This window comes from Pseudoxanthomonas suwonensis, from assembly GCF_000972865.1.
GTDB lineage: Bacteria > Pseudomonadota > Gammaproteobacteria > Xanthomonadales > Xanthomonadaceae > Pseudoxanthomonas > Pseudoxanthomonas suwonensis_B.
In genome coordinates, this window is sequence record NZ_CP011144.1 from 640882 (window position 1) to 666317 (window position 25436).

Consider the following 25436-nt stretch of genomic DNA (forward strand, 5'->3'; position numbering starts at 1 on the left):
TTTCCTCGTCCCATAGGCCTACCGTGGTCGAGCTGAGTTACAAGGGTCACCCGAATCGTGGCCCGATGCTGTAGATCAAAGATCCACTACACCGTTGCACCCGCTTCCCTCCTTGCAGCCAGCTTCTGCCGCCACGCGGCTTTCATCTATTGCTCCAAGGAGATACACCATGTCCCAGACCCAGACCGGCACCGTGAAGTGGTTCAACGACGCCAAGGGCTTCGGCTTCATCACCCCGGAAAGCGGCCCGGACCTGTTCGTCCACCACAATTCGATCCAGTCCTCGGGCTTCCGCAGCCTGCAGGAAGGCCAGCGCGTGCAGTTCGTCGCCGTGCAGGGCCAGAAGGGCATGCAGGCCGACCAGGTCCAGCCGCTCTGACACCAGCCCTCACCGGCTGACGGAAAAAGCCCGGCTCGCGCCGGGCTTTTTTCTTGCCTGTTACCCGCCCTGCCCCACCGACGGCATCGCCGCGCTCTTCTGTAGGAGCCCACTTCAGTGGGCGACACGAGCGTCGGGAATGCGAGGGCGTCGCCTGTGCCGACGGCGTCGTGTCCCCGGCTGAACCCGGCTCCTACAAAAGCAGCATCAGGACAGCGTCGGTGAACGATCCGATCTTCTTGTAGGAGCCCACTTCAGTGGGCGACGCGGGCGTCGGGAATACGCTGGCGTCGCCTGTGCCAGTGTCGTCGTGTCGCCGGCTGAACCCGGCTCCTACACGACTGGCGTGGCCTGCGCGACGCGGGTGTAGTGCAGCAGCCGCCCGCGATACGGCGGTTCGTCGCGGTCGTCCATCGGGCAGCGCTCCTCGACCAGGGTGAAGCCCCGGTCCGCCAGCAGCCGGCTGAAGCGTGCGCTGTTGCCCCGGCCCGGATCGGTCACCAGCACCTCGGCATCGGGCCAGGCATGCCGATCGACCACCCCGGCCAGCAGCGCGGCATGGTCGTGCTCGTACAACACGTCGCTGGCGATGATTACGTCGAAGTGCCCGAGCGTCGGCAACGGCACGTCCCAGCGCAGCTGGCGGTAGTGCAGCGCCGGCAACGCGTTGAGCGCGGCGTTGTAGGCCAGGAACGGCTCGGTCAGCGGATGCATGTCCGAGGCCACCACCTGCGCGCCGCGCTGCTGCAGCACCAGGCTGGCCAGGCCGATGCCGCAGCCCAGTTCCAGCACCCGCTTTCCGTCGACGTCGAAGCGCTGCATCGCCTGCGCCAGCAGCCGCCCGGCCGGCCACAACTGGCCGAACAGGCTCCACTGCGCCGAGGAGATGCCCAGCCGGTTGCCATGCCCGTCCGGATCGGAGAACTGCTGTTTATCGCTGAGCACGCGCAGGCGCCACACATGGCCGCCGACGGAGACGCACTGGTTGCGGGTGGAGTAACCGGGCATGGAGGCTCCCGTCAGGCGCCGCCCCGGAGCGGGGGCGGGTCACGCATGAAAGGGAGCGAGGCGAAGGGCCATGCCGCCAGGGCAGCATGAGCCGTGCGGGACGCGCGGGGCAGAACAGATGTCTGCGGTAGCCATGCTACTCCATGCGCGGCCCGTGCCCGACAACGGGGCATGACCCGGAGCCGCGATGCGGCAGTCCGGGCAGCACCGTCGTCTAGGACAGCGGGCGGCCGGCGCGCGGCAATGCGATCCCGTTCTCCTCCAGCATGTCCTGCAAGCGTTGCAGCACGTATGGCCGCTGGTCGACGTCGGCCTGCTCCAGGATCTCCCGCGCCAGCGCATCGAACTGCGGCCAGAACTGCGCCGGATGGCGCAGCCGCGCCAGCCACGGCGGCAGCATCCGCGCCAGCCGCTCGATTTCGGCATCCAGCTGCCGGCGCCCGCTCATGCCGCGCTTCGCGGCCAGCAGGCCTGGACCCGGTGGACGGCACCGTCGTCGACCAGAGGGAAATCCAGGCCCGGCTGTTCCCGGCCATCGAGCCGCAGGCCCGCTGGCCCGGCGTCGCTCTGCGTCACCTCGATCAGGTAGACGCTGCCGCCATGGCGGTACCGCAGCTCGTAGCGGTCCCACTCGGCGGGCAGGCACGGCTTCAGCGCCAGGCGGTCGCCGGTGCGCCGCAGGCCGAGCAGCGACTCGACCAGCAACCGGTACATCCAGCCCGCCGAACCGGTGTACCAGGTCCAGCCGCCACGCCCGACGTGCGGTGCCACCGCATACACGTCGGCGGCCAGCACGTAGGGTTCGACCTTGTAGACCGCCGCCGCCTCGGCGTCGCGGGCGTGGTTGACCGGGTTGATCATCCGCGCCAGTTCCCAGGCGCGCGCCGCGTCGCCCTGGTGGGCGAAGGCCATCGCCGCCCATACCGCGGCATGCGTGTACTGGCCGCCGTTCTCGCGCACGCCCGGCACGTAGCCGCGGATGTAGCCCGGGTCCTTGGGCGTCTTGTCGAATGGCGGGTCCAGCAGCTGGATCAGGCCCGCCTCCGGCCGCACCAGGTGCGCGTACAGCGAATCCAGCGCCTGCCGTGCGCGTTCGGGCTCCGCCGCGCCCGACAGCACCGACCAGCTCTGCGAGATCGAATCGATCCGGCATTCGTCGCTCTGGGTGGAACCCAGCGGCGTGCCGTCGTCGAACCATGCACGCCGGTACCACTGGCCGTCCCAGGCGTGGGCCTCCAGGTTGGCGCGCAACTGCCCGGCCTGCTCGCCGCACCAGGCGGCGAAGGCGGCATCGCCCCGCCCCTGTGCCACGCCACCGAACCGCTGCAGGACGTCGTACAGGAAAAACCCCAGCCAGACGCTTTCGCCGCGACCGGCCTCGCCCACCCGGTTCATGCCGTCGTTCCAGTCGCCGGTGGCGATCAGCGGCAGGCCGCGCTCGCCGAGCAGGCTGCAGCCGCGCTGCAACGCCAGCACGCAGTGCCGGTAGAACGGCTCGCGCAGGTACGAGGGCACCGGCATGTCGTAATAGCCTTCCTCGTCGGGATTCACCGGGCGCCCGTCGACGAAGCCCACCACTTCGTCCAACACGCCGGCATCGCCGGTGACTTCCAGGTAGCGGCAGGCCGCCAGCGGCAGCCACAGGTAGTCGTCCGAACAGCGCGTGCGCACGCCGCGGCCCTGCGGCGGATGCCACCAGTGCATCACGTCGCCCTGCGGGAACTGGTGGGCGGCGCACAGCAGCAGGTGCTCGCGCATCAGCTCCGGCCTGGCATGCACCGTGGCCATGGTGTCCTGCAACTGGTCGCGGAAGCCGAACGCGCCGCCGGACTGGTAGTAGCCGCTGCGCGCCACGTAGCGGCAGGCCAGGGTCTGGTAGACCAGCCAGCCGTTGGCCAGCGCGTCGACCGCCGGATCGGGCGTGCTCACCTGCACCGTCGACAGCAGGCCACGCCAGTGCACGCGCACCGCATCCAGCGCATCGTGCGCGCGCTGCGCGCCGCAGACCCGCTGCGCCAGTTCCAGGGCCTCGCCCGGGTCCTTGCCCACGCCCAGGCGGAACACGATCTCCTGGTCCTGCCCGTCGGCCAGCGCCAGCGGCACCTGGATCGCCGCGCACGGATCCAGGCCGACCCCGATCCGCCCGGACAGCCGCTCGCGGCGCAACGCCGCCGGATCGTCCAGGCCGCCGTTGCGGCCGAGGAACTCGGTGCGGTCGGCGGTGTGGCTGCAGCCGGTGGCGTCGGTGTCGAAGAACGCGACGCGCCCGCCGAACTCGGTGTTGTACGGATTGCGCGCGGTCAACGCACCGGTGCCCGGGTCCAGTTCGCTGACCACGTGCATCTGCGACTTCGCGCGCAGGTCGCCCAGCACCCACTCGACGTAACCGGTGGCCGACAGCCGCCGCGGCCGGCCCGACAGGTTGCGCAGGCGCAGCACCGAGAACTTCACCGCGTCCTCGACCGCCACGTACACCCACAGTTCGCTGGCGATGCCGTCCTCGAAGTGCTCGTAGACCGTGTAGCCGAAGCCGTGTCGGGTGCGGTAGTCGCCGTGGCCGCGGCGCGGCAGCGGCATCGGCGACCAGGTCCGACCACTCTCCTCGTCGCGCAGGTAGAACGCCTCGCCGCCGGTATCGGACACCGGATCGTTGTGCCACGGGGTCAGGCGGAACTCGTGCGCGTTCTCGAACCAGGTGTAGCCCGGCGAGCTTTCGCTGACCACCGTGCCCAGCCGCGCATTGGCCATCACGTTGGACCACGGCGCCGGGGTCGGCGCGCCTTCGCGCGACACCACCACGTACTCGCGGCCGTCGGCGGTGAAGGCGCCCAGGCCGTTGTCGAACAGCGTGCCCTCGGCCAGCGGCAGGAACGGCCAGGGATCGTCGCCATCGGATCCGTCCGGCGCCGGTGGCGGCAGTCCGTCAGGCAACGCCGGCAGTGGTGCCTCCGTCGCTGCCACCGGTGCGCCATCGGGCAGCAGCGCGGGGACGGCCCGCTCGGCGGGCACGTGGCGGCCGACCTGCGCGGCCAACGTACCTTGCTCGTCGCTGATGATCGCCCGCGCCACCGACTGCAGCAGGATGCGGTCCTCCTGCGACATCAGCTGCGCCGGGCGCACGAAGATGCCGCCGGGCCGGTCGAGGATGTTGGACTCCGGGTCGGCCGAGACCATGCCCAGGATCTGGTCCTGCAGCTGCTGCCGGTAGCCGCTCTTGCTCTCGTTCCAGATCACCAGGTCGGTGCGCAGGCCCTTCAGGCGCCAGTACGCGTGCGCCTGCACCATCTGCCGGACCAGCTCGATGTTCTCCGAATCGGTGATCTTCAGCAGCACGATCGGCAGGTCGCCGGAGATCGCGTGGCCCCACAGCCCCGACTGCCCGCGCTGGTTCTGCAGCAGCACCTCGGTGTCGGCGCGCAGCAGCGGGTGCGCATAGACCATCAGCCCGGCCAGGCGCTCGTACAGCTGGGCCTCGGCCTGGGTGGCGTTGATCTGGCGCCGCACCACCTGGCTGTGGGTCCAGGCCAGGTCGAACACGCGGTCGGCCAGGCGCCGGTCGCGGTACTTGTCGACCAGCCCGGCGCAGGCCTCGCGATCGATGCCCACGCCGTAGACCATGTCGATCATCGCGGTCTGTTCCGGCGCCAGTTCGATCCGGCAGCGAATCGCCACCACCGGGTCGAGCACCGAGCCGTCGGAATCCGATAGCGCCTCGTCTTCGGCCAGCGCGCGCGGCGCACGCGGGGTGTTGCCGCGGCCGAGGAAGCGCGCGCGGTCGGTCTCGTAGGAGATCGCAGTGATGTCGGCGTCGTGCACCGCGATCAGGTGGAACATCCACGGCGGCACTTCGTCGTGCGCGCGCGGGCGGCGTGTGCACAGCAGCGCCTGCTTCGGGCGCACGATCTCGGTCTGCACGAACAGGTTGCTGAAGGCCGGGTGCGCCTCGTCGGCGATCGCCGGCGCCAGCACCACCTCGGCGTAGGTGGTGATCTCGATGGCGCGCGCGCGCCGGCTGCGGTTGCTCAGGCGCAGCCGGCGCAGCTCGATGTCGTCCTCGGCCGAGATCGCGATCTCCAGGTGGCTTTCGTAGCCGCGCTTGCTGCCGCGGAACTCGGCCTTGGCGTCGGAGAAGATCGCCTCGTACTGGTCCATCGGTACGCCGGTGGGCTGCAGCGCGGCGGACCAGAACTCGCCGCTCTCCACGTCGCGCAGGTAGCAGAACGTGCCCCAGTGGTCGCGGGTGCCGTCCTCGCGCCAGCGCGTGGTGGCCATGTCGCGGTGGCGGCTGTAGCCGCCGCCGGCGTGGGTGAGCAGGCCGTGGTAGCGGCCGTTGGACAGCAGCTGCACTTCCGGGCGCGCGGTGGACGGGTTGCGCAGGATCCGCAGCTGGGTCTCGGTCTCGCCGGAGGACGCGCGCGCGCCCAGGGTCTCGGCCTCGTGCGGATGGAACACGCCGGTCTGCGGGATGCGCTCCTGCAGCAGCAGCAGCGTGGCCTGGAACTCGGCGTCGGCGACGAAGCGGCGCTGCATCGGCTGCTGGCGCAACAGGTAGTCCAGCGCCAGGAAGCCCATGCCCTGGTGGTGGGCCATGAACGAGCGGATCAGCACGTAGTCCTGCCCGGGCGGTACCCGCGCCGGGGTGTAGTCGATCGCCTCGTACATGCCGAAGTCGCCGGCAAATCCCAGCGCCGACAGCCGCTGCAGGTTCTGGCAGGCCGCCTCCGGCGCCACCATCAGCGCCATCATGCTGGCGTAGGGCGCGATCACCACGTCCTGGCCGAGGCCGCGCTTGAGCCCGAGCCCGGGCACGCCGAACGCGCGGTACTGGTAGTTCATGCGCGTGTCCACGGCGTTGTAGCCGGACTCGGAGATGCCCCACGGCACGGCCAGGCTGCGGCCGTGCAGGATCTGCGCCTCGACCGCGTGGCGCGAGGTCTGGTCGAGCAGCGTGTCCGGATAGCTGGGCATCACCAGCTGCGGCATCAGGTACTCGAACATCGAGCCGCTCCACGACAGCAGCGTGGCGTAGCCGTTGACCTCGGTCAGCAGGCGCCCGAGCGCGAACCAGCTTTCCTGCGGCAGCTGCCCCTGGGCGATGGCCACGAACGTGCACAGCCGTGCCTCGGAGGCGAGCAGGTCGTAGTAGCCGCTGTCCAGGCGGTGCTCTTCCAGGTTGTAGCCGATCGCCAGCAGGTGGCGCGCGCGGTCGTACAGGAACTCGTAGTCCATCAGCGAGAACTGGCCGGCCACGTGCGCCAGCCGTTCCAGCTGGTGGATGCGCTCGCGCGCCCGCATCCCGGCCGGCGACTGCGGTGCGCGGGCGTGCAGCTCGCGCAGCGTCGGGATGTAGCCGAATCCGTCCGTGCCGGCGTCATCGGTCGTCGTCAAGTCGGGCATCAGGAACAGCAACTCGTCATGCGCGGACCGGCAGGCCTCGCGCAGCGCGACGGGCCAGTGCGGCTGGCCCTCGACTGCCGGGTCCGGCCACGCGGCGAGGATCGCATCGGCATGCCGCAGCAACTCCGCCAGAACGCGCCCGGCCTCGCCCGGCGTGGCCGGCGCTTGCACCAGCGCCGGTGTCAGCGCGGCGCGGAATGCGGCCAGTGCCGTGGGCAACGCATCGCCCTGCGGCGCCGCCGCCGCTTCACCTTCCTCCAACGCCTCTTCCAGCACGCCCAGGGTGTCGGCCAGGCCGTCGAAGGTGTGCGGCGCCAGTATCGGCGCGTCGGCCAGTGCCAGCAGCCCCTGGCGCAGGGTCAGCAGGTGGCCGGCCAGGTTGCCGCTGTCCACCGTGGAGACGTAGTGCGGCGGCAGCGGTTGCAGGGTCTCGGTGTCGTACCAGTTGTAGAAGTGGCCGCGGTGGCGCGGCAGCTCCTCCAGCGTGGCGAACACCCGCTGGGTGCGTTCCATCACCCCGCCCGCCTGCAGGTAGCCGAAGTCCCAGGCCGACACATTGGCCAGCAGCGACAGGCCGATGTTGGTCGGCGAGGTGCGCCGCGCCACCACCAGCGCCGGATGCTCCTGGATGTTGTCCGGCGGCAGCCAGTGGTCCTCGGCGCGCACCCAGGTCTCGAAGAACGCCCAGGTGCGTCGCGCCAGCCGGCCGAGGAACGTGCGTTGCGCCGCGGACAGGTCCGCGCCGTGCGTCTGCGGCGGCCGGCCCAGCCAGGCCATCAGCCCCGGCGACAGCAGCCACAGCAGCAGCAACGACATCGCCACCGGCAGCGACGCCGGCCGCACCACGGACAGCAGCACCGCCACGCCGACCGCGAACAGCGGCGCCAGCGCCATGCCGCGCCACTCCGCGCCGCGGTCGCCGCCCAGGCTACGCTCCACTTCGCTGGACGGATTCCACTGCAGCAGGTGGCGGCGGCTGAGCAGCAGCCGCCACAGCGTGCGCGCGATCGCGCCCAGGCTCAGCGAGGCCTCGTACGGCAGGCAGGCCAGGCTGACCGCGGCGCGTTCCAACTGGCGCAAGCCGGCCTTCGCCACCTGCGCCAGGTGGGCTTCCAGCGGCATGTCCACCGGCACCGCGAACACATTGCGCAGCGCCGGCAGCAGCACCGGCAGCAACCACAGCGCCAGCACCCACGCCGTCCAGGCCAGCGGCCGCGGCGAATACACCCAGCCCAGCAGCAGCAACGCGGTGGCGGCCGGCGGCACCAGGCTGCGGCGCAGGTTGTCCAGCAACTTGCCGCGCGAGAGCCAGTTCAGTGGGTTGCGCTCGAAGCCGCCTCCGCGGCGCGGCACCCACGGCAGCAGCCACGGCAGCAGCTGCCAGTCGCCGCGGATCCAGCGGTGGCGGCGCTTGACGTCGACCGCGTAGCGCTCGGGATAGTCCTCGAACAGGCGCACGTCGCTGACCAGCCCGGCGCGCGCGTAGCAGCCCTCCAGCAGGTCGTGGCTGAGGATGCGGTTGTCCGGGAAGCGGTCGGCCAGCGCGTACTCGAACGCGTCCACGTCGTAGATGCCCTTGCCGACGAACGACCCCTCGCCGAACAGGTCCTGGTACACGTCGGACACGGTGCGCGTGTAAGGATCGATCCCCGGCTCGCTGCCGAACAGGCGCGCATAGCGCGAGCTGCGGCGACCGCCCAGGCTGGTGCCCACGCTGGGCTGGAGGATGCCGTAGCCGTCCACCACCCGCCGCCGCCGCACGTCGAAATGCGGCCGGTTGAGCGGATGGGCCAGGGTGGCGACGAACTCGCGCGCCGCGTCGCGCGGCAGGCGGGTATCGGTGTCCAGGGTGATCACATAGCGCACCTGGGCCAGTGCATCGGTCCGCCCGACCACGTGCATGAACCCGCCATCGCCGCCGCGCAGCAGCCGGTTCAGCGCCGCCAGCTTGCCGCGCTTGCGCTCGTGGCCCATCCACGTCCGCTCGCGCGGATTCCATTCGCGCGCCCGGTGGAACAGGAAGAAGCGGTCGCCACTTTCCGGCGCGTAGCGGCCGTTGAGCCGTTCGATCTGCCAGGCCGCATGCGCCAGCAGCGCCTCGTCGCCGGGCAGCACCTGCTGGTCGGCATCGAGGAAATCGGTGAGCAGGGCGAAATGCAGCTGGCGGTCGCGGTTGGCGAGGAAGCGCACCTCCAGTCCCTCGACCAGCGCATCCACCGCCTCGATGCCCGAGAGCATGCTCGGCACCACCACCAGGGTGCGGAACCCGTCGGGGATGCCGCGCGAGAAATCCATGCGCGGCAGCGGCTTTGGAGCGACCCGCAGCGTCGCCGTCCAGTTGACCAGGGCGATGCCCAGCTCGCTGAACACCAGCACTGCCAGCGCCGCCGGCAGCCACGGCGGCAGCGCGCCGGTCCCGGACGCGAGCAGGCCCCAGCTGCTCAGGGCGACGATCACCGCGATCGGCAGCAGGTAGGCCCACAGCGGCACCTGCCGAGCCGGCAGGCGCGCGGCACGGTAGCCCGGCGCCAGCGCGGCCACGTCGGCCTCGGTCCGCGCCACCCCGCGGTCCACCAGGTAGTAGCCCACGTGCGCCTCGCGCCCCTGCGGATCGCGCTGCGCCGCCGCCTGCGCCAATCCCAGCGCGACCCCGGCCACCTCCTCCTCGCTGGCGCCGCTGCGGCGGGCGATCTTCTCGACCACGTGCCGGTAGGAATCGCGGGTGCTGAAATCCATCCGCGCGTAGGTGTCGGCCGGATCCTCGCGCAGCCGGTACTCGACCACGCTCATGGCCTCGACGAACTCGCGCCAGTCCATGGTGCCCAGGAAGCGCAGGCTGCCGATGCTGTTGCTGATCGAGACCTGGTCGGCCGCCTGCTGCTGGCTTTCCAGGTGGATCAACTCCTCGATGCGGTGGCCGCCGTCGGCAGCCCACTGGTCCAGCCAGGTCAGCGGCATCGCCAGCGCCGCGCCCTGCCCCTGCAGCGCGCGGGTCAGCTCGGCGACGAACGCGCCGCTCAGCGGCGGCTCCGAACGCGCCATGTCGGCGACCACCAGGACCACGTCCTTGGGACTGTCGCTGGCGGTTCGGTTCAGCGCCTCGGCCCACACGCTGGCCAGGCGGCGGTCGACGCCGTCGCGCATCACGCCCACCGCCAGGCGCCGCAGGTTTTCGATCAGCGCCAGCCTCAGCATGATCGGCACCGCCCACAGCTCGCCGAGCTTGAGCGGCGCGACTTGCTGGTAGGCCGCGACGAAGCGGCTGATGGCTTCCGCGTCGATCCGGCCGTCGCCGTGGGCGATCGCCTGCATCGACAGGTCGTAGACCCGCGGCAGCCCGGCCGACAGCCCCTGGCTCAGCGACGGCAGCTGGCGGCTGTAGCCGCGCGGCAGGTGCCGGCGCGCGGTGTGGATCTGCTCCTGGACCAGGTAGTAGTTGTCCAGCAGCCATTCGCCGGCCGGGGCGATGCGCATCTCGTCCTGCACCATCCGTGTCAGCAGGGTGCAGGCGTCGTCGAGCAGGCGTTCGTTCTCCTGCAGCCGCTCCAGCAACCGCTCGGGCACCGGCCGCGCCTGCACGTGGTGCGAGCGCGCCAGCGCCCGGCCGTGCAGCTCCATCTGCTCCACGTTGAACAGCTGCGCGCGCAGCAGCGCCTCGGCCGGCAGCCCCTTGCGCCGCGCCGCGCGGCGCGTGCGCCACACGCGCCACAGACGCCGGCGCAGGCGCAACCAGCGACCGAAGATCCGTCGTACCTGGGGCATGTCGTGTCCGGTGGGGGGCCAGGCAACTGCCTCGGGCCCCATCCTTGCACCCGGGGCGGAGGGGCGTGTGAATAGGCGTCACGCCCGCTAAAACTGGAGCGCCCGCGAACCGGGACCGGGACCGGGACCGGGACGCACAGCTTTCTGTAGGAGCGGGCATCAGACCGCGACACGGGCGTCGGAATCGCGAGGGTGTCGCCTGTGCCGATGGCGTCGGTGTCGCGGTCATGCACCGCTCCTACAACAGCCGCGGCGCGGGGTTTTCTGTAGGAGCGCACTTCAGGGCGCGACCAGGGCGTCGGAATCGCGAGGGTGTCGCCCGTGCCGATGGCGTCGGTGTCGCGGTCATGCCCGCTCCTACAAAGGGCGGGCCTGCGCAGCGTGGTCGAACAGCGCCTCCAGTCATGCATGGGTACCCCGCAACCGCGCCACCACCTGCGCCGCCCAGTCGAAATACTCGCGGCGCCGGAACAGCGGCCAGTCGGCGGGCGGGCAGGCGGCGATGTCGCGCAGGTTGGCGGTCTTGTCGGCCAGCTTGATCAGCCGCGCGCCCTCGGGAATGTGCGCGGCGTGCTCCACCTGCAGGCGCTTGCGCTCGGCCTTGGGCAGGGCCTTGTCGTCGGTCACCGCCTCCACCAGCGCCAGCACGCCCGCGCCGAAGCGCTCGCACAGCAGCGCCCGCCCCTGCTCCAGCGTCGGCTGCCCATCCTGCCCGCAGCAGTCCTCCAGGTAGTCGTGCAACGCCGCCGCGCACAGGACGTCGATGTCTTCCACGCCCGCCTCCACCGACAGGATGTGGACCAGCGCGACCGGGTGGCTGATGTACGGCGTGGCCTCGTCATCCTTGCGCCGCTGCCTGCGGTGGGCATGGGCGGCGAAGGCGATGGCATCGATGACGCGGGCAATGCGGCGTCCATTGCGTTCATGACGGTCCCCTTGAGGTGTCAGGGAAGAGTTTCTCGCGCCAGCGTCTCAGGCGCCGAGAAGCAAAGACACCGGGTAGAAGGTCCTGCCCAGTGGCCTTGCCTTGAGCGACAGACAGGCTCAATATAACCATCGTTATAACAACTGGCCCGCCGCCATGAAGCTCAAGATCACCACAATCGGCAATTCCGCCGGCGTCATCCTGCCCAAGGAGCTGCTGGCCCGTTTGCGCGTGGACAAGGGCGACGAGCTGTTCGCAGTGGAAACTCCCGACGGTGTGCGCCTGACCACCTACGACCCGACGCTGGCCGCGCAGATGGAAGTGGCCGAACAGGTCATGCGCGAACACCGCGACCTGCTGCGCAAGCTGGCCCAGTGAGCGCGCCATGATCGTCTGGATCGAGCGGCCACTGGCGCTGGCCATCCATGAGCGGCAACTGGCGGAACACGGCGGCGGCATCGGTGTGCGCGACGAAGCGTTGCTCGAATCGGCGCTGGCGCGGCCACAGCAGTTGTTCGCGTACGGCGATCCACCCCCGGACCTGGCCGCGCTGGCGGCCAGCCTCGCCTACGGACTGGCCCGCAACCACCCGTTCGTGGACGGCAACAAGCGCACCGCGCATGTCTGCTACTACGTGTTCCTCATCCTCAACGACGTCCGCCTCGACGCCGGCCTGGACGAGATGTACGTGCAGATGATCGCCCTGGCCGAGGGCAGCCTGGACGAAACCGCTTTCGCCGACTGGCTGCGCCCGCGGATGGTCACGGCGCATGGCGGCAAGGTGCAGGAGAAGCGGGCGGGATACCGCCGCTGAACACGCGGCTACGCGGGAACCGGCAATCTGGTGTACCAGCACGCCGGCAACGCGCCGCCTTTCACTCGTCGGGACAACGCGAGTCCCATGCAATCGGTCCGCAACACGGGCACCCGATACTCGCCCGATGCACAGCGATGACCGGATGGCGGCGGAAGATGCGCCGATCACCCGCTTCACCCAACGCCACGCCGACGCCTTGCGATGGATCGTGGTCGACTCGCAGGGGCTGTGGTCGCAGGAAGACCTGGAGGGCGAGATCTTCCTCGCCCTCCACGAACTCGGTGCATCGTGCGGACGCGACCTCGATCCGGATAGCGAAGAGGACGCCGGCAGGCTCCTTGCCCACCTGCGTCGCATCGCCAATCGTCATGGCCGCACGCTGCGCAAGGCCAGCCGGCTCGATCTGGCCGAACCTGGAAAGACCTCGCTGCTGGAACGCCTCGTGGCCGATGGCGGCGAGCATCCGCTTTCGCTCATCGAGGCCGCGGAGAGCTCGGAAGGCGTGCCTGCGGAAATGCCCGATCCCTACCATTGCGAGGCGTCCGCCTAGCATTGGCTGGCCATACGCTTCGATCACCGCACCCGGGCCATCGCCGAGCATCTCCTGATCTCGCCCTCCTGGTGCCGCTGTTGCCGGCGACGGGCGCGACGGCGCAGCACCACCCAGATACCGCTGCCGCACGGACTGCAGGTCGGTATCGGCAACGATGCGGCCCTGCATCCATGGCGACGCTTCAAGTTGCCGCCACACAGCAAACGGGACGACCCGCAGTCCGCGTTCGACTACTGGAGCCAGCCGGCGCAACCGGCCTTCGGCCAGATGTGGCTGCTCTAGACCAGGCAGGCCCCTCACCCTGCGGCCGCGCCGCCACCTTCGGCTCGGCCACCTCGCGGCCAGCCCCGAATGGCCGCCGGCCATCTCCACGCCGGCATCGGGCCGCGGCCGAGACAGTCTTGCCAAAGCTCGCGCATGAGCCGAATACAGTCTATATTCGGCTCATATAATGAGCCGAATAGCCCTGTTATTCGGCTCACGTCATCGACAGGGTACTCGGATGACCGCCCCCCACTGGATCTGGCAGCACCAGGATTGGCCCCGGTTCACCTGGCAAGCCGACGCACTGGCCCCGCTGCTGCGCGCCTGCCAGCAGGCCCAGGGCCAGTTGCTCGGCATGGCGGGCCTGGTCGCCAGCGATCAGCAGGCCGAGGAAGCGCTGGACACCCTGCTGTCCAACATCATCACTTCGTCGGCGATCGAGGGTGAGCGCCTGGATGCCGCATCGGTCCGCTCCTCGCTGGCGCGGCACCTGGGGCTGGCCGAGGAAACGCCACGCCGCCCCACGCCGCGCAGCGAAGGCCTGGCCGAACTGATGCTCGACGCCACCGGCCATGCCGACGCGCCCTTCGACTTGCCGCGGCTACTGCAATGGCATCGCTGGCTGTTCCCCGATCGCGACCGGCTGGTGCCGGAGCGCATCCGCGTCGGCATGCTTCGCGGCGAAGAACCGATGCAGGTCGTCTCCGGCCGCATCGACCGCCCCACCGTCCACTTCGAGGCGCCGCCGCGTGCAGGACTGGAGGCCCGGCTCGACGAATTCCTCGCCTGGTTCTCCCGCTCACGCGAAGACGCCGCCCTGGATCCGCTGCTGCGAGCCGGCATCGCCCACTTCTGGTTCGTCACCCTGCACCCGTTCGACGACGGCAACGGTCGCCTGACCCGCGCCCTCACCGACCTGGCCCTGGCCCAGGCCCAGCCGCAGGCGATCCGCTTCCACGCCATGTCCGCCAGCATCCTGGCCGACCGCGCCGGCTACTACCGCATCCTCGAATCCAGCCAGAAGGGCGGACTGGACGTTACCGCCTGGCTGCAATGGTTCCTGCAGACCCTCCACGACAGCCTGGTGCAGGCCCTGCACCGCATCGACGGCGTGCTGGCCAGGACGCGCTTCTGGCAGCAGCATCGCGACCAGGCCCTGTCCGCCGAACAGGCCAAGGTGCTCAACCGCCTGCTCGACGGCGATTTCGAACATGGCATCAGCGCCCGCCAGTACCAGGCCGTGGCCAAGGTCTCCAAGGCCACCGCCACCCGCCACCTGGCCGACCTGCTGGAGAAAGGCTGCCTGCGGCGCCTGCCTGGTGGTGGGCGCAGTACTCGCTATGTCATCAATGCACCGGCCATCGCCGCTGTTCTGCCCATTCACGAAGCTTGAGCGAGGAGGCGGACTGTTCCCGTAGAGCCGGGCTTGTCCCGCTACTCGCCATGCGTGTGCAACCCCGTGACGCAAAGGCAGCGGGGCAAGCCCCACTCTACAAACCGCGACCGGCCTGACGGCCCTCACCCCTGCGGCCGCGCCTCCACCCTCGGCTCGGCCACCTCGCGCCCGGCCTCGGCGTGGCCGGCCATCTCCGCACCGGCGTCGGGCGGCAGCCGGCGCATCTCCCACACCGACATCGCCGAGATCAGCCCCACGCTGAGGAAGGCGAAGGTGAAGTTGAGCGGGTCGTCGCCCGGGCGGCCGGTGAGCGTGCCGGCCAGGCTCAGCGCGTAGCCGCCCAGGGTCACGCCCAGCGCCAGCGCCACCTGCTGGGCCATGGCCGCCAGGCTGCTGGCCTGGCTCATGCGGTCCTGGTCGATGTCGGCGTAGGCGATCGCGTTGATGCTGGTGAAGTGCAGGGAGCGCAGGCAGCCGCTGGCCAGCAGCACGCCGACCATCAGCCAGTACGGCGTGTCGGCGCGGAACAGCCCGAACAGGCACATCGCCAGCGCCGCCACCAGCCCGTTCCACACCAGCACCGGGCGGAAGCCGAAGCGGTGCAGGATCCGCGGCGCCACCGTCTTCATCACCATCGCCCCGGCGGTGGAGGTGAAGGTGATCAGCCCCGACTGCAGCGGGTTGAGGCCGAAGCCCAGCTGCAGCATCAGCGGCAGCAGGAACGGCGTGGCGCCGATGCCGATGCGGAACAGCGAACCGCCCAGCACCCCGGCGCGGAAGGTCGGCACCCGGAACAGGTCCAGCCGCAGCAGCGGATGCGGATGCACGCGCGCATGCCGCACGTAGCCGGCCATCAGCCCGGCGCCGGCCAGCACGCAGGCGGCGATGGCCGCGCCCGGCACCAGCCCGCGTCCGATCGCCGACAGCCCGAACATCGCCAGCGCCAGCCCGCCGGCCGACAGCAGGAAGCCACGCGTGTCCAGCGGCCCCACCACCTGGCGCAGCTCCGGGATGTGCCGCCAGGCCAGCCACATGCCCAGCGCGCCCATCGGCAGGTTGATGAGGAAGATGAAGCGCCAGTGCGCGTAGGTGGTGATCGCCCCGCCCAGCACCGGCCCCAGCATCGGCCCGAGCATGGCCGGGATCGTCAGCCAGCTCAGCGCCCGCACCAGCTCGGCCTTGTCGATGCTGCGCAACAGCACCAGCCGCCCGACCGGCACCATCATCGCCCCGCCCACGCCCTGCACGAAGCGCCCGGCCACCAGCTGCCCCAGCCCGTCGCTGGCCGCGCAGCCCAGCGAACCGAGCAGGAACACCGCGATCGCGCCGACGAAGGTCCGCCGCGCCCCGAACCGGTCCGCCACCCAGCCACTGACCGGGATGAACACCGCCAGCGCCACCAGGTAGGTGGTCAGCGCCAGCTTCAGCGCGATCGGCTCGGTCCCCAGGTCCGCCGCGATCTGCGGCAGCGAGGTGGCGATCGCCGTGGAGTCCATGTTCTCGATGAACAGGGCGGTGGCGACGATCAGGGGGAGGAGGCGTTGGGGGCGCACGGGTCCAGGGCGGTATCGCGGCGGCGCCATTCTCGCCGGAAGCGCGTGAACGGTGTCGCGTCATCGTCCGTGGGGGCCGCCGCAAAGGATTGCTTCTGCCCGGTCCGCCGCCACCAGCAGCGCGTCGTCGGCCACCATGTCTGCAGGCAACGGGAATCGGGTGCCTTCACTGCACCCGCTTGCGATCCCAAGCTGTTATAGCAACTCCGCCACGCGCCTCGCGGTCGCCTTGGCCGATTGCGGGTTCTGTCCGGTCACCAGGCGGCCATCGACAACGACATGCGGGACGAACGGGAGGAGCGCCCTTTCGTAGCGGGCACCGCGGTCCTTCATCGCCTGCTCCGCGTTGTAGGGCATCTTCTTCGCCACGCCGGCAAGGACTTCTTCCCGCCACGAGAACCCGGTGACGCGCCGCCCCGCCACCAGCAGGGTGCCGTCCGACAGCCGGGTGTTCAACAAGCCGCAATAGCCGTGGCAGACCGCCGAGACGATGCCGCCGCGCTCGAAAATTTCGCGCGTTATCCGCTGCAATCCCGGGTCGTCGGGGAAATCCCACATCACCGCGTGCCCGCCGGTGAAGTAGACGGCATCGAAGCTGGCCGGATCGATATCGTCGGGCCTGGCGGTATCCGCCAGCAAGGCCATGCGCGCGGGATCGTGCAGCCAGGCCTTCGCCGAGGCATCGGCGAGCGGCCACTTGAGCGCGCGCGGTTCCAGCGGCGTGAAGCCCCCCTTCGGGCTGACCAGCCGCTGCTCGAAGCCGCGCGCGTCGAACACGTGCCAGGCATGGGTCAGTTCCGACAGCCACAGGCCGGTCGGGTCGGACGGGTCGGCGTAGTGGGATACGTTGCTGACCACGTGCAGGATGCGTCGGGCCATGTGACGGACAACTCCCGTTCGTGCCGATGAAGTACCGGCGCGCATCCTAGGGCTCAACCGCACTTGAAGGTCAAGGCCGCGGACATGGCGTCATGGGCCACGAGCCGGCTTGCGCCGCGACGACACCACGCCCTCGCCGCGCAGCTGATCCAGCACACGCGACCTGTTGTCCGCGCAGCTGATGCCGTCTGGCCGGCGGGCGATGCTGTCGATGGCCACCAGCAGCTGCGCCTTGTTCTGCTTCAGGCGCTTCAGCAGCGCATCGATCTCGGCCACCTTGGCTTTCAGGGCGACCAGCAACTCGCCATGGTCCCAGCTACCATCGCCGACCGGCAGCAGGTAGCGGATCTGCTCCAGCGAGAAACCGGCGCGCTGGGCGCTGTCGATGATCTCCAGCACCGACGCCGTCTCCGGCGGATAGTCGCGATAACCATTGGCCCGGCGCGCCACCGACTGGATGAGGCCCGTGCTCTCGTAGAAGCGGATGCGCGAGGCCGTGAGGCCGGTCAGCTTCGCCAGTTCCCCGATCTTCATGCCATGGACCCGGATGCGTTGACCTTCAAGTTAACTTCAAGCATACAGTCCGGCAACGCCCGGGAGGACAAGGTATGGACGACCGGGCGTTGGATCTCATGCCATGCATGCCGACCAGATCAACGCCGACCTGCCGGAGTTCCTGCAGCAGGATTGATCGCGGCAGGCTGGAATGATGCCGGCCCGCGCGCGATGCGGGCCGGCGTGTCGAATACCGAGGAACCAGGATGCAGACGATATTGGGCGCGAACGGCCAGATCGCCATCGAATTGGCGCGCGAACTGCGGCGCAGCCACACCAGCGACCTGAGGCTGGTCAGTCGCAATCCGCGCAAGGTCAACGACACCGATACCCTGGCATCGGCCGACCTGCTCGATGCCAGGCAGACCGCCGAGGCCGTCAAGGGCAGCCGCGTCGTCTACTTCACCGCCGGCCTGCCACCCCGCACCCGCCTGTGGGAGGCGCAGTTCCCGCTGATGCTGAAGAACGCGCTCGACGCCTGCCGGGCGGCAGGCGCCAGCTTCGTCTATTTCGACAACACCTACATGTACCCGCAGGACGACCGGCTGCAGACGGAGGAAACGCCGTTCGCCCCGGTCGGGCGCAAGGGCAGGGTTCGCGCGACGATGGCCACGATGGTGCTGGAGGAAATGGCGCGCGGCGAGATTCCCGTCCTCATCGGCCGCGCCCCCGAGTTCTACGGCCCCGGGAAGACCCAGAGCTTCACCAACGCGCTGGTCATCGACAAGCTCAAGGCCGGCAAGAAGCCGCGCGTCCCGGTGCGCGACGACGTCCGGCGCACGCTCATCTGGACGCCCGATGCCAGCCGCGCGCTGGCGACCCTCGGCAACACGCCCGAGGCATTCGGGCAGACCTGGCACCTGCCCTGCTGCGACGATCGGCCGACGTACCGGCAATTCGTCGCGATGGCATGCGAAGCCTTCGGCAGGCCGGTGTCGTACAGCGTCATTGGCAGATCGACCCTGGTCGCCGCGGGCCTCTTTTCCTCGCAGGTGCGGGAGATCCGGGAACTGCTTCCGCGCTACGGACAGGACGCCCTGTTCGACTCCACGAAGTTCAAGCACCGTTTCCCGCGATTCGAGGTGACGAGCTATCGCGATGGTCTCGACCTGATTCGACGGGAAGCATCCGGAAATTGACTTCACCCTCCCAACCGCCTGACGGAGATGCGCCATTGTCGCCGGCACGCGTAAAAACCACCGGCGTCCCCTTCGTGAACGTGTCTTCGCGTTCGCCGAACATCCGCTCCACAGGGATTCGACGTCCATCTACCGCTGCGGCGCCCATGCTGCTGCTACCCCGGCATGGGATCGGGGATTTGGAGAAAGAAGATGCCGAACAACAACAACCAGAACGACCAGCAGCGCAAGGACCAGCAGGGCCAGAAGGACCAGGGCCAGCGCATGCCGGGCCAGCAGGGCCAGCACGACGACCAGAACGATCCGAACACCCGCAAGGACCAGGACCAGCAGGGACGCCAAGGCGGCCAGCAGCGCTGACCGGCTCCAGTATCGCGACGTGCGCAAAGGCCCCCATCCGGGGGCCTTTCTTCATCCCGGCCGCGCCAACCGGCTTGCGATGCGCGCGGACTGCCGGCGCTCCTTCCGGGCTGCCTCAGCCGCCGGCCAGCCCACCGCCGGCACGCCCCGGCAGCGCGCCATCCTTCCGCGCATCCGGATCTTCCAGGTCACCGACTTCGCGGTCGAGGCCGGCCTTCGGATGGGAATGGGCCGCGTCGCCGCCGCGCTCCTGTGCCGCCTGCTTCCCATCCTCCGGCACGGGCCGCGGATGCGGCTTCTGGTCCGCTCCGACCGGGCGGTCATGGCCGCCCTGTTCGCGACGCACCTGCGTTTCCTCCGCCGTCGGATTCCCGCGGCGCTCCTCCAGCGCATCGTTCTGGCGCTGCTCGGCGGTGTCTTGCCGCGCTTCCTGCCCGGTCCGGCCGTGCCGTTGTTCGGGAGCGGCACCCTTCTGGCCGGTGCGAGTCCCCTTGTCGATTGCCATGGCGGCTCCTGGTGGGCGCGGCGATGTGCGCGCCCGGCCACGCTCGCAGACAGCGCGTTACCTCACGCGCGTTCCCGCGTGAAAAGCCGCTTTACGAACCCGCCCTGACTCGGGCGCCGCCGCGCTACAGCCGCTCCACCGGGCTCGCACGGATCAGCACCTCGTCCTGGCCGAAACGCCGTTGCAGGTCTTGGCGGTAGGCCGCCCACCAGCCGTGGTCGACATGCTCGACCATGACCTCGAACAGCACGACCTCGTCGCGCTGCACGCCGCCGCGATCGTCCTCCCACGCGCCGACGGCCGGCGAAGGGAGGAAGGCGGTGACGCCGCCGAAGCGCTCGGTGAGCTCACCGCGGACGGCGTCGTAGAGCGCCTTGGCGAAAGCGGCCCCGGCATTGTCGTGGAGCGGGAGGAACAGCTGGACCAGATGCATGGGATCGCCCCTGAGCTGGCGTGGACACCTGTGGTTGCAGCCACATCTTCACAATCCATCTACGTATTACAATGTCAGCTGAAGGCGGGTCATGGCTCCGGCAAAAAGGCTTCTATATTGCCGAGACCCCAGACGAAGGAGGAGTTGCCATGTTTCCGACCAAGCAACATCTGACGATGGCGCGTACGCTCGGCGTGGCGATCGTCGTCACCCTGGGCCTTGCCGCCTGCGCCACGTATGACGACGATTTTGCAAGGATCAACTCACGCCTCGATCAACTCGACACCAGGGTGCAGGGCGCAGCCCAGAGCGCCGAATCCGCCAACCGGTCCGCGCAGCAGGCCAACCAACGGCTGGATCAAATCGAAAGCCGCGTCCAGCAGCTTGAAGCGCAGCCGCGCCGCGCGCCGCGCGGCTAGTCCTTCTCGCACAGTTCGCGACGAACGGCCTGAACCGGGACCCGGTGGCCTTTGCTGGCCGCCGGTCTCCCTACTCTTCACCCAATCTTCGTTCCAAGGAACCGTCCCATCCGTACGTACACACTCCCTGCGATCCGGGCCGCTTATGGTGCGCTGGTGTTGGCGCTGGCGTTCGCGAGCTTCAGCGTGGCCAGCGCCGAGGATGCCGCCGCACAACCGGTCGCCGCCGTCGACCAGCTTCCGCCAGGCCAGGATGTGTCCGACACGGTGATCGAGCTCGCAGGCTGGGTTGTCGCAGCCAATGACAGCCAAGGCTATCCGTTCGCGGTCATGGACAAGGCCGCCGCACAGATCCTGGTGTTCGGCGGCGACGGCCGGCTTCGCGGCGCGGCACCCGGGCTCTTTGGCTCGGCGGTCGGCGATCACACGGCCCCCGGCATCGCCGGTCTCGCGCTTCGCGAGATTCCGGGCCGGGATCGCACGACGCCTGCGGGTCGCTTTGTGGGTGGTTACGGTCCGTCAATCGACGCTGGGCGCGTGCTGTGGGTGGACTACGATTCCGCGGTCTCCCTCCACCCTACCGCTGGCGTCCCGGCCGAGAGACGCGCCGAACGCCTTGCATCGCCTTCGCCGGACGACAACCGCGTCACTCATGGCTGCATCAACGTCTCGCCCGAGTTCTACGAGCAGGTGATCCGTCCGACGTTCGAGCGTGGCGGGGTGTTCTACATCTTGCCGGACGCGGCGCCGATAGCGGAGACCTTCCCGGAGTTCGCGCAAAGTCGCGCGACTACGCAACGCGACAATGGAAGACGCGCACGGCCCGCCCGCCACTGAAGGGCGCGTCGGCGTATTGCGTTTGGTATGCGAGGGAGTGCAGCTCGGTTGCTATCAGGACTTTCCTGCCGCCACTTTGACCCGCTCCAGTTTCGTCTGCAGTTGGTGACCACGAACCCGCGATTGCGCAGGAAAGGTGCCACCGCATCACGCGCCTCGCGCTCAAATGCGTAGCTGGCCTCGGTACGGAACACACGCTTGCCGGTCGCCATCGACTCCCCCCACCCGGATCCCCGGTTACCGGCCAAGGCTACCCGAGCCACGGGCACTCCAGAAAGCGCGGAGCCGCCATGCCCCGCCTCGCCTATACTTGATCGGCGTCACAGTCGCAGGGGAGACAGAGCGCGTGAGCCGCGAGATCGAGGAACTGCAGATCGCCTTGCGCCGGTTCGCGGAGGAACGGGACTGGGGGCAGTTCCATACGCCGAAGAACCTGGCCGCTTCACTGTCCATCGAGGCCGCCGAGGTGCTGGAGCACTTCCAGTGGCTGACCGACGAGCAGAGCCGGCAGCTCACTGAGGAGCAGCGGCTCAAGGTGGGACATGAGATCGCCGATGTCCTGCTCTATCTCCTGCAGTTGTCCGACAAGCTGGGTATCGACCCGCTGGCGGCCGCGAGGGAGAAGCTGGCTATCAACGCGGCCAAATACCCGGCCGATAAGGCCCGGGGCAGCAGCAGGAAGTACACCGAACTCTGAGACAGCGAGCGGAAGGGGGAAAGGCTGGCGTGATCGTTTACCAGGCGACCAAATCCAAGTTTCTGCACGACAGCGACCATGACCAGATCGAGGACGTGGTCCAACGCGCCTTCGTCCAGAAGGTCGGGCGCTACGCCTCCCATGGCGAGTTCAAATCCTGGCGCGCCTCGTTGGCGGCCATGGCCCGGGTGCTGCGCGATGGCGACATCCCGGACAACATCGGCGTCGGCGTGGAATTCGGCATCCCGCAGACCGCCAAGCGGATCGACTTCATCCTCTCGGGCAAGGCCGAGGACGACACCCCGCACGTAGTCATCGTCGAACTCAAGCAGTGGTCCAACTCCCGCATCAGCGAGAAGGACGGGATCATCGTCGCCAACCGCGGCGGCAGGGCCGAGATCGAAGGCCCGCACCCCAGCTACCAGGCCTGGTCCTACGCCGCACTGCTCAACGGGTTCAACGAGGCGGTGTACGAGTCCGGCACCGAACTGCGGCCCTGCGCCTACCTGCACAACTACAAGGACGACGGCGTCATCCGCAACGCGCATTACGCCGCCTATCTGGACAAGGCCCCAGTCTTCCTCGACGGCACCGACGAACTGGAGAAGCTGCGCGCCTTCATCCGCCAGCACGTCCGCAAGGGCGACAACGGTGCCCTGCTCTACGAGATCGAGAACGGCCGCATCCGCCCGTCGAAGATGCTGGCCGACAGCCTGGCGAAGATGCTCAAGGGCAACGAGGAGTTCGTGCTGGTGGACGACCAGAAGGTCGTCTACGAGACCTGCCTGGCCAAGGCCGCGCAAGCCAGTGACGCCCGCAAGCAAGTGGTGATTGTCAAGGGCGGCCCGGGCACCGGCAAATCGGTGTTGGCAGTGAACCTGCTGGTAGAGCTGACCAAGCGTGGCCAGGTCACCAAATACGCCTCCAAGAACGCGGCGCCGCGTGCGGTCTACGCGCAGAAGCTGGCCGGTCACCTTCGCAAGGTCGAGATCGGCAACCTCTTTGCAGGCTCAGGCGGCTTCCACGAAGCCCAGCCCAATGTGTTCGACACCTTGGTCGTGGACGAGGCCCACCGCCTCAACGAGAAGAGCGGCCTGTACGGCAACCTCGGCCAGAACCAGATCATGGAACTGATCCGAAGCGCCCGCTGCACCGTCTTCTTCGCCGACGACAATCAGATCGTGACCCTGGCCGACATCGGCCGCACCGAGGAACTGGAGCGCTGGGCACACGCTGCCGGCGCGGAGGTGACCCGGCTTGAGCTGGCCTCGCAGTTCCGCTGCGCCGGCTCGGACGGCTACATCGCCTGGCTGGACAACTTCCTCGGCATCCGCGAATCCGCCAACACCGACTTGGACCGCGACAGCTTCGACTTCCGCATCGTCGACTCCCCGGTCGAATTGCACGATTTGATCCGCGAGAAGAACAGGCTGAACAACAAGGCCCGCGTTGTCGCCGGCTACTGCTGGGACTGGAAGAGCAAGAAGAACCCGAAGGCCTGGGACATCGAGATTCCCGAGTTCGGCTACAGGGCGCAGTGGAACCTGGACAAGGACGGCAGCCTGTGGATCGTCGCGCCGGATTCGGTCGAGCAGGTCGGGTGTATCCATACCTGCCAGGGGCTGGAGCTGGATTACGTGGGGGTGATCATCGGGCCGGACCTGCGGTGGGTCGACGGCAAGCCGATGGTGTTCCCCGAGTCACGGTCGCGGATGGACCGGTCAGTGCGGGGATACAAGACTCTGCTGGAGGAAAACCCGGATGCCACGCGCGAACGGCTGGATCTGATCGTGCGGAATACGTACAAGACGCTGATGAGCCGGGGGCTGAAGGGCTGCTATATCCATACCGCAAGCACCCACAAGACCCGCACCTAACCATCAATCCCCATTGCAAACCCGACTTATATATTAATCCCATGAACTTAAAGGTCAAGATTCTAGACAGAAATGTCATCAAGAAATCCGTGAAATTCATTGCGGGCGCATCGACATCCTTATCAGCAGTGCTCTTATTCGTAGACATCCCACCCAACTGCAAAATACTCGCGGGCCTAGCCTTCCTATGCACGCTTGTCCTGATCCATATTGCAACTTGGCTCCATGCTAACTCCCTCCGAGAAATTAGCATCGAAATCGAAGGGAGTACCGTAAAAATAACTACCGGCGACATATTCAAACAGAACGGATTGAAGGCGATCGCATTCAACGAGTATTTCGATACTCAGGTTGACGACATCATCATTAGTAGGACCTCGTTAAACGGAAAGTTTATCGAACATGAATTGAAGGAATCAGTCGAAAACCTAGACGCATACATCGCAAGCTACTTGTTTGACGATAGAGACGTCATCGAGACCGAAGTCACGCGACACAAAGGAAAGATCACACGTTACCGGCTCGGTACGACCTGTGTTTATGGCGATTTCCTCCTTACCGCCTTTGCCCGATTTGACGCAAAGAATCAAGCCAACCTGACGATGCCTGAATACCTAGAGTTCCTCATTAATTTTTGGGATAAGGTGAACAAGGTCTATGCCCAGAAGAGCGTATCAACAACTATTTTCGGCTCAGGAATTACCCGGATTAAAGGCCATAAGACGATCAGTGACGAGGACCTACTGAAAATCATGCTATGGACTTTCAGGATTAGTGAGATGCGGTTCAAATATCCAGCAAGGCTCACAATCGTCATTCACGAGAGCAAGATCGACCAGATCAATCTCTTGGATATCGCGTCGGTAAAGAATGGGGTTTAGCACTGCACTCCGCCATCTCCTGCAAAGAGCCCTCACAACTTGTGAAAGGGTAGCGAGACTCCTTGATCCTCGCATCAGCGCCGCAGGCGACTAGCCCACTTAAGATAGATCACGACCTCGCGGGAGGAATTCATGAACTACCGTAATGGCACGTACGTTGCCTTTCATGCAGGCGGCACGACTGACCCCACTGCCTCAGATATTAAGTACTACAACACATTAAAGATGTGGAGCGAGAACAAGAACATAGAATTCAACTTAATTAACAGCCATGAGAAGACGTCCGCGGTCCGAGACACATCCACGAAGGAAACTTTGCGCCGGGCACTTGTCACGCGGCTCAACAAGTCCAAGCACATGGTCCTAATCCTAACGGCGACCACAAAGAATGACACCGACTGGGTTGCTTTCGAGATAGCTCATGCCGTGGATACATGCCAGATGCCGATCATTGCCGTCTACCCGAACTACACATCAATACTTGCCCCGGCGGAACTCGCCAACTACTGGCCTCCCGCTCTTGCATCACGCATCACCAGCGGAAAGGCCCGCGTAATCCACATACCCTTCAGGCTTCCAGCCGTACTTGATGCGATCGAACAGTTTGGCGTTTCCAATACGACCTATCCGACAGATGGTTACGGTTTTTACAACCGTGAAACCCAGGTTCGCTGGGGACTCATAAATCCCTGAGCTTCGACTCAACTGGATCGCTTTCGCCATCTGCTGAAGTAAACGGTGAAATCTCCCTTCAGGCCCAAAATAAAAGCCCCGCTTTCGCGGGGCTTTCTGTTCTTCGG

At 67.7% G+C, this 25436-nt stretch carries 22 protein-coding genes; 13 read left to right on the forward strand and 9 right to left on the reverse strand.

The features are described from left to right. The first annotated feature begins 169 nt into the window (after positions 1-169). The gene (locus WQ53_RS02810; protein WP_052630207.1) at positions 170-379 is read left to right on the forward strand and encodes a cold-shock protein; all 210 of its coding nucleotides are present in this window, start codon (positions 170-172) and stop codon (positions 377-379) included. Between the two features lie 333 nt (positions 380-712). Here WQ53_RS02810 and WQ53_RS02815 read toward each other — a convergent pair whose 3' ends face one another. From WQ53_RS02815 to WQ53_RS02830, 4 genes are all read right to left on the reverse strand, one after another. After that, a complete protein-coding gene (locus WQ53_RS02815; RefSeq protein ID WP_052630209.1) occupies positions 713-1387 on the reverse strand; it encodes a class I SAM-dependent methyltransferase in 675 nt (224 codons plus the stop codon). Positions 1388-1601: 214 nt separating this feature from the next. Then, positions 1602-1835 (reverse strand): hypothetical protein, encoded by a 234-nt coding sequence (locus tag WQ53_RS02820; protein WP_052630211.1) that lies wholly within the window; start codon positions 1833-1835, stop codon positions 1602-1604. After that, the gene (locus tag WQ53_RS02825) at positions 1832-10546 is read right to left on the reverse strand and encodes a glycoside hydrolase family 94 protein (protein WP_144409205.1); all 8715 of its coding nucleotides are present in this window, start codon (positions 10544-10546) and stop codon (positions 1832-1834) included. The genes WQ53_RS02820 and WQ53_RS02825 overlap by 4 nt, the downstream gene beginning before the upstream one ends. A 402-nt stretch (positions 10547-10948) precedes the next feature. Beyond that, a complete protein-coding gene (locus tag WQ53_RS02830) occupies positions 10949-11494 on the reverse strand; it encodes an HD domain-containing protein (protein ID WP_201774039.1) in 546 nt (181 codons plus the stop codon). Between the two features lie 133 nt (positions 11495-11627). Here WQ53_RS02830 and WQ53_RS02835 point away from each other — a divergent pair, with 133 nt between their 5' ends. The 4 genes from WQ53_RS02835 (at position 11628) to WQ53_RS02850 (ending at position 14498) form a co-directional block, all read left to right on the forward strand. Beyond that, the gene (locus WQ53_RS02835) at positions 11628-11849 is read left to right on the forward strand and encodes an AbrB/MazE/SpoVT family DNA-binding domain-containing protein (RefSeq protein ID WP_052630215.1); all 222 of its coding nucleotides are present in this window, start codon (positions 11628-11630) and stop codon (positions 11847-11849) included. Positions 11850-11856: 7 nt separating this feature from the next. Continuing rightward, entirely contained in the window at positions 11857-12285 is a 429-nt protein-coding gene (locus tag WQ53_RS02840; RefSeq protein WP_052630217.1) for a type II toxin-antitoxin system death-on-curing family toxin, read from the forward strand. Between the two features lie 127 nt (positions 12286-12412). Continuing rightward, entirely contained in the window at positions 12413-12838 is a 426-nt protein-coding gene (locus WQ53_RS02845; RefSeq protein ID WP_052630219.1) for a hypothetical protein, read from the forward strand. 505 nt (positions 12839-13343) lie between these two features. Beyond that, a complete protein-coding gene (locus WQ53_RS02850) occupies positions 13344-14498 on the forward strand; it encodes a Fic family protein (RefSeq protein ID WP_052630221.1) in 1155 nt (384 codons plus the stop codon). 125 nt (positions 14499-14623) lie between these two features. On the opposite strand, the gene WQ53_RS02855 is transcribed toward WQ53_RS02850, so the two are convergent. From WQ53_RS02855 to WQ53_RS02865, 3 genes are all read right to left on the reverse strand, one after another. Further along, positions 14624-16054: an MFS transporter gene (locus WQ53_RS02855; protein WP_052630223.1), complete on the reverse strand. Its 1431-nt coding sequence runs from the start codon at positions 16052-16054 to the stop codon at positions 14624-14626. A 195-nt stretch (positions 16055-16249) separates the two neighbouring features. After that, positions 16250-16912, reverse strand: a complete 663-nt coding sequence (locus WQ53_RS02860; protein ID WP_236685896.1) for a type 1 glutamine amidotransferase domain-containing protein — start codon at positions 16910-16912, stop codon at positions 16250-16252. A gap of 111 nt (positions 16913-17023) precedes the next feature. Continuing rightward, positions 17024-17467 carry a MerR family transcriptional regulator gene (locus WQ53_RS02865; RefSeq protein ID WP_052630228.1) on the reverse strand — a complete coding sequence of 148 codons (444 nt, stop codon included), beginning with the start codon at positions 17465-17467 and terminating at the stop codon, positions 17024-17026. Between the two features lie 227 nt (positions 17468-17694). Here WQ53_RS02865 and WQ53_RS02870 point away from each other — a divergent pair, with 227 nt between their 5' ends. Further along, positions 17695-18627, forward strand: a complete 933-nt coding sequence (locus WQ53_RS02870; RefSeq protein WP_052630230.1) for an SDR family oxidoreductase — start codon at positions 17695-17697, stop codon at positions 18625-18627. Between the two features lie 192 nt (positions 18628-18819). Further along, on the forward strand, positions 18820-18987 hold the full coding sequence (locus WQ53_RS16960; RefSeq protein WP_158497803.1) for a hypothetical protein: 168 nt from the start codon (positions 18820-18822) through the stop codon (positions 18985-18987). A gap of 115 nt (positions 18988-19102) precedes the next feature. On the opposite strand, the gene WQ53_RS02875 is transcribed toward WQ53_RS16960, so the two are convergent. Both WQ53_RS02875 and WQ53_RS02880 read right to left on the reverse strand, forming a co-directional pair. Then, complete coding sequence (locus WQ53_RS02875; RefSeq protein ID WP_082113106.1) at positions 19103-19375, reverse strand: hypothetical protein; 273 nt, start codon at positions 19373-19375, stop codon at positions 19103-19105. 241 nt (positions 19376-19616) lie between these two features. Next, a complete protein-coding gene (locus tag WQ53_RS02880; protein ID WP_052630234.1) occupies positions 19617-19925 on the reverse strand; it encodes a hypothetical protein in 309 nt (102 codons plus the stop codon). Between the two features lie 149 nt (positions 19926-20074). On the opposite strand from WQ53_RS02880, the gene WQ53_RS02885 reads away from it, so the two are divergent. The 6 genes from WQ53_RS02885 (at position 20075) to WQ53_RS16165 (ending at position 25329) form a co-directional block, all read left to right on the forward strand. Next, positions 20075-20344, forward strand: coding sequence for a hypothetical protein (locus WQ53_RS02885; protein ID WP_052630236.1), 270 nt, complete (start codon positions 20075-20077; stop codon positions 20342-20344). Positions 20345-20503: 159 nt separating this feature from the next. Continuing rightward, on the forward strand, positions 20504-21181 hold the full coding sequence (locus WQ53_RS02890; protein ID WP_052633892.1) for a hypothetical protein: 678 nt from the start codon (positions 20504-20506) through the stop codon (positions 21179-21181). Between the two features lie 346 nt (positions 21182-21527). Then, positions 21528-21878, forward strand: a complete 351-nt coding sequence (locus WQ53_RS02895) for a nucleotide pyrophosphohydrolase (RefSeq protein ID WP_052633894.1) — start codon at positions 21528-21530, stop codon at positions 21876-21878. 29 nt (positions 21879-21907) lie between these two features. After that, on the forward strand, positions 21908-23755 hold the full coding sequence (locus WQ53_RS02900; RefSeq protein WP_052630239.1) for a DUF2075 domain-containing protein: 1848 nt from the start codon (positions 21908-21910) through the stop codon (positions 23753-23755). Between the two features lie 41 nt (positions 23756-23796). Beyond that, entirely contained in the window at positions 23797-24636 is an 840-nt protein-coding gene (locus WQ53_RS02905; RefSeq protein ID WP_052630241.1) for a macro domain-containing protein, read from the forward strand. A gap of 132 nt (positions 24637-24768) precedes the next feature. Continuing rightward, entirely contained in the window at positions 24769-25329 is a 561-nt protein-coding gene (locus WQ53_RS16165; RefSeq protein WP_082112816.1) for a TIR domain-containing protein, read from the forward strand. Positions 25330-25436 lie beyond the last annotated feature (107 nt).

Coding starts and splice junctions, on each gene's coding strand:
- WQ53_RS02870 (WP_052630230.1), top strand. CDS start 17,695: ATGCAGACGATATTGGGCGCGAACGGCCAGATCGCCATCGAATTGGCG.
- WQ53_RS02905 (WP_052630241.1), top strand. CDS start 23,797: ATGAACTTAAAGGTCAAGATTCTAGACAGAAATGTCATCAAGAAATCC.
- WQ53_RS02835 (WP_052630215.1), top strand. CDS start 11,628: ATGAAGCTCAAGATCACCACAATCGGCAATTCCGCCGGCGTCATCCTG.
- WQ53_RS02880 (WP_052630234.1), bottom strand. CDS start 19,925: ATGCATCTGGTCCAGCTGTTCCTCCCGCTCCACGACAATGCCGGGGCC.
- WQ53_RS02850 (WP_052630221.1), top strand. CDS start 13,344: ATGACCGCCCCCCACTGGATCTGGCAGCACCAGGATTGGCCCCGGTTC.
- WQ53_RS02810 (WP_052630207.1), top strand. CDS start 170: ATGTCCCAGACCCAGACCGGCACCGTGAAGTGGTTCAACGACGCCAAG.
- WQ53_RS02885 (WP_052630236.1), top strand. CDS start 20,075: ATGTTTCCGACCAAGCAACATCTGACGATGGCGCGTACGCTCGGCGTG.
- WQ53_RS02820 (WP_052630211.1), bottom strand. CDS start 1,835: ATGAGCGGGCGCCGGCAGCTGGATGCCGAAATCGAGCGGCTGGCGCGG.
- WQ53_RS16165 (WP_082112816.1), top strand. CDS start 24,769: ATGAACTACCGTAATGGCACGTACGTTGCCTTTCATGCAGGCGGCACG.
- WQ53_RS02825 (WP_144409205.1), bottom strand. CDS start 10,546: ATGCCCCAGGTACGACGGATCTTCGGTCGCTGGTTGCGCCTGCGCCGG.
- WQ53_RS02815 (WP_052630209.1), bottom strand. CDS start 1,387: ATGCCCGGTTACTCCACCCGCAACCAGTGCGTCTCCGTCGGCGGCCAT.
- WQ53_RS02865 (WP_052630228.1), bottom strand. CDS start 17,467: ATGAAGATCGGGGAACTGGCGAAGCTGACCGGCCTCACGGCCTCGCGC.
- WQ53_RS02845 (WP_052630219.1), top strand. CDS start 12,413: ATGCACAGCGATGACCGGATGGCGGCGGAAGATGCGCCGATCACCCGC.
- WQ53_RS16960 (WP_158497803.1), top strand. CDS start 18,820: ATGCCGAACAACAACAACCAGAACGACCAGCAGCGCAAGGACCAGCAG.
- WQ53_RS02840 (WP_052630217.1), top strand. CDS start 11,857: ATGATCGTCTGGATCGAGCGGCCACTGGCGCTGGCCATCCATGAGCGG.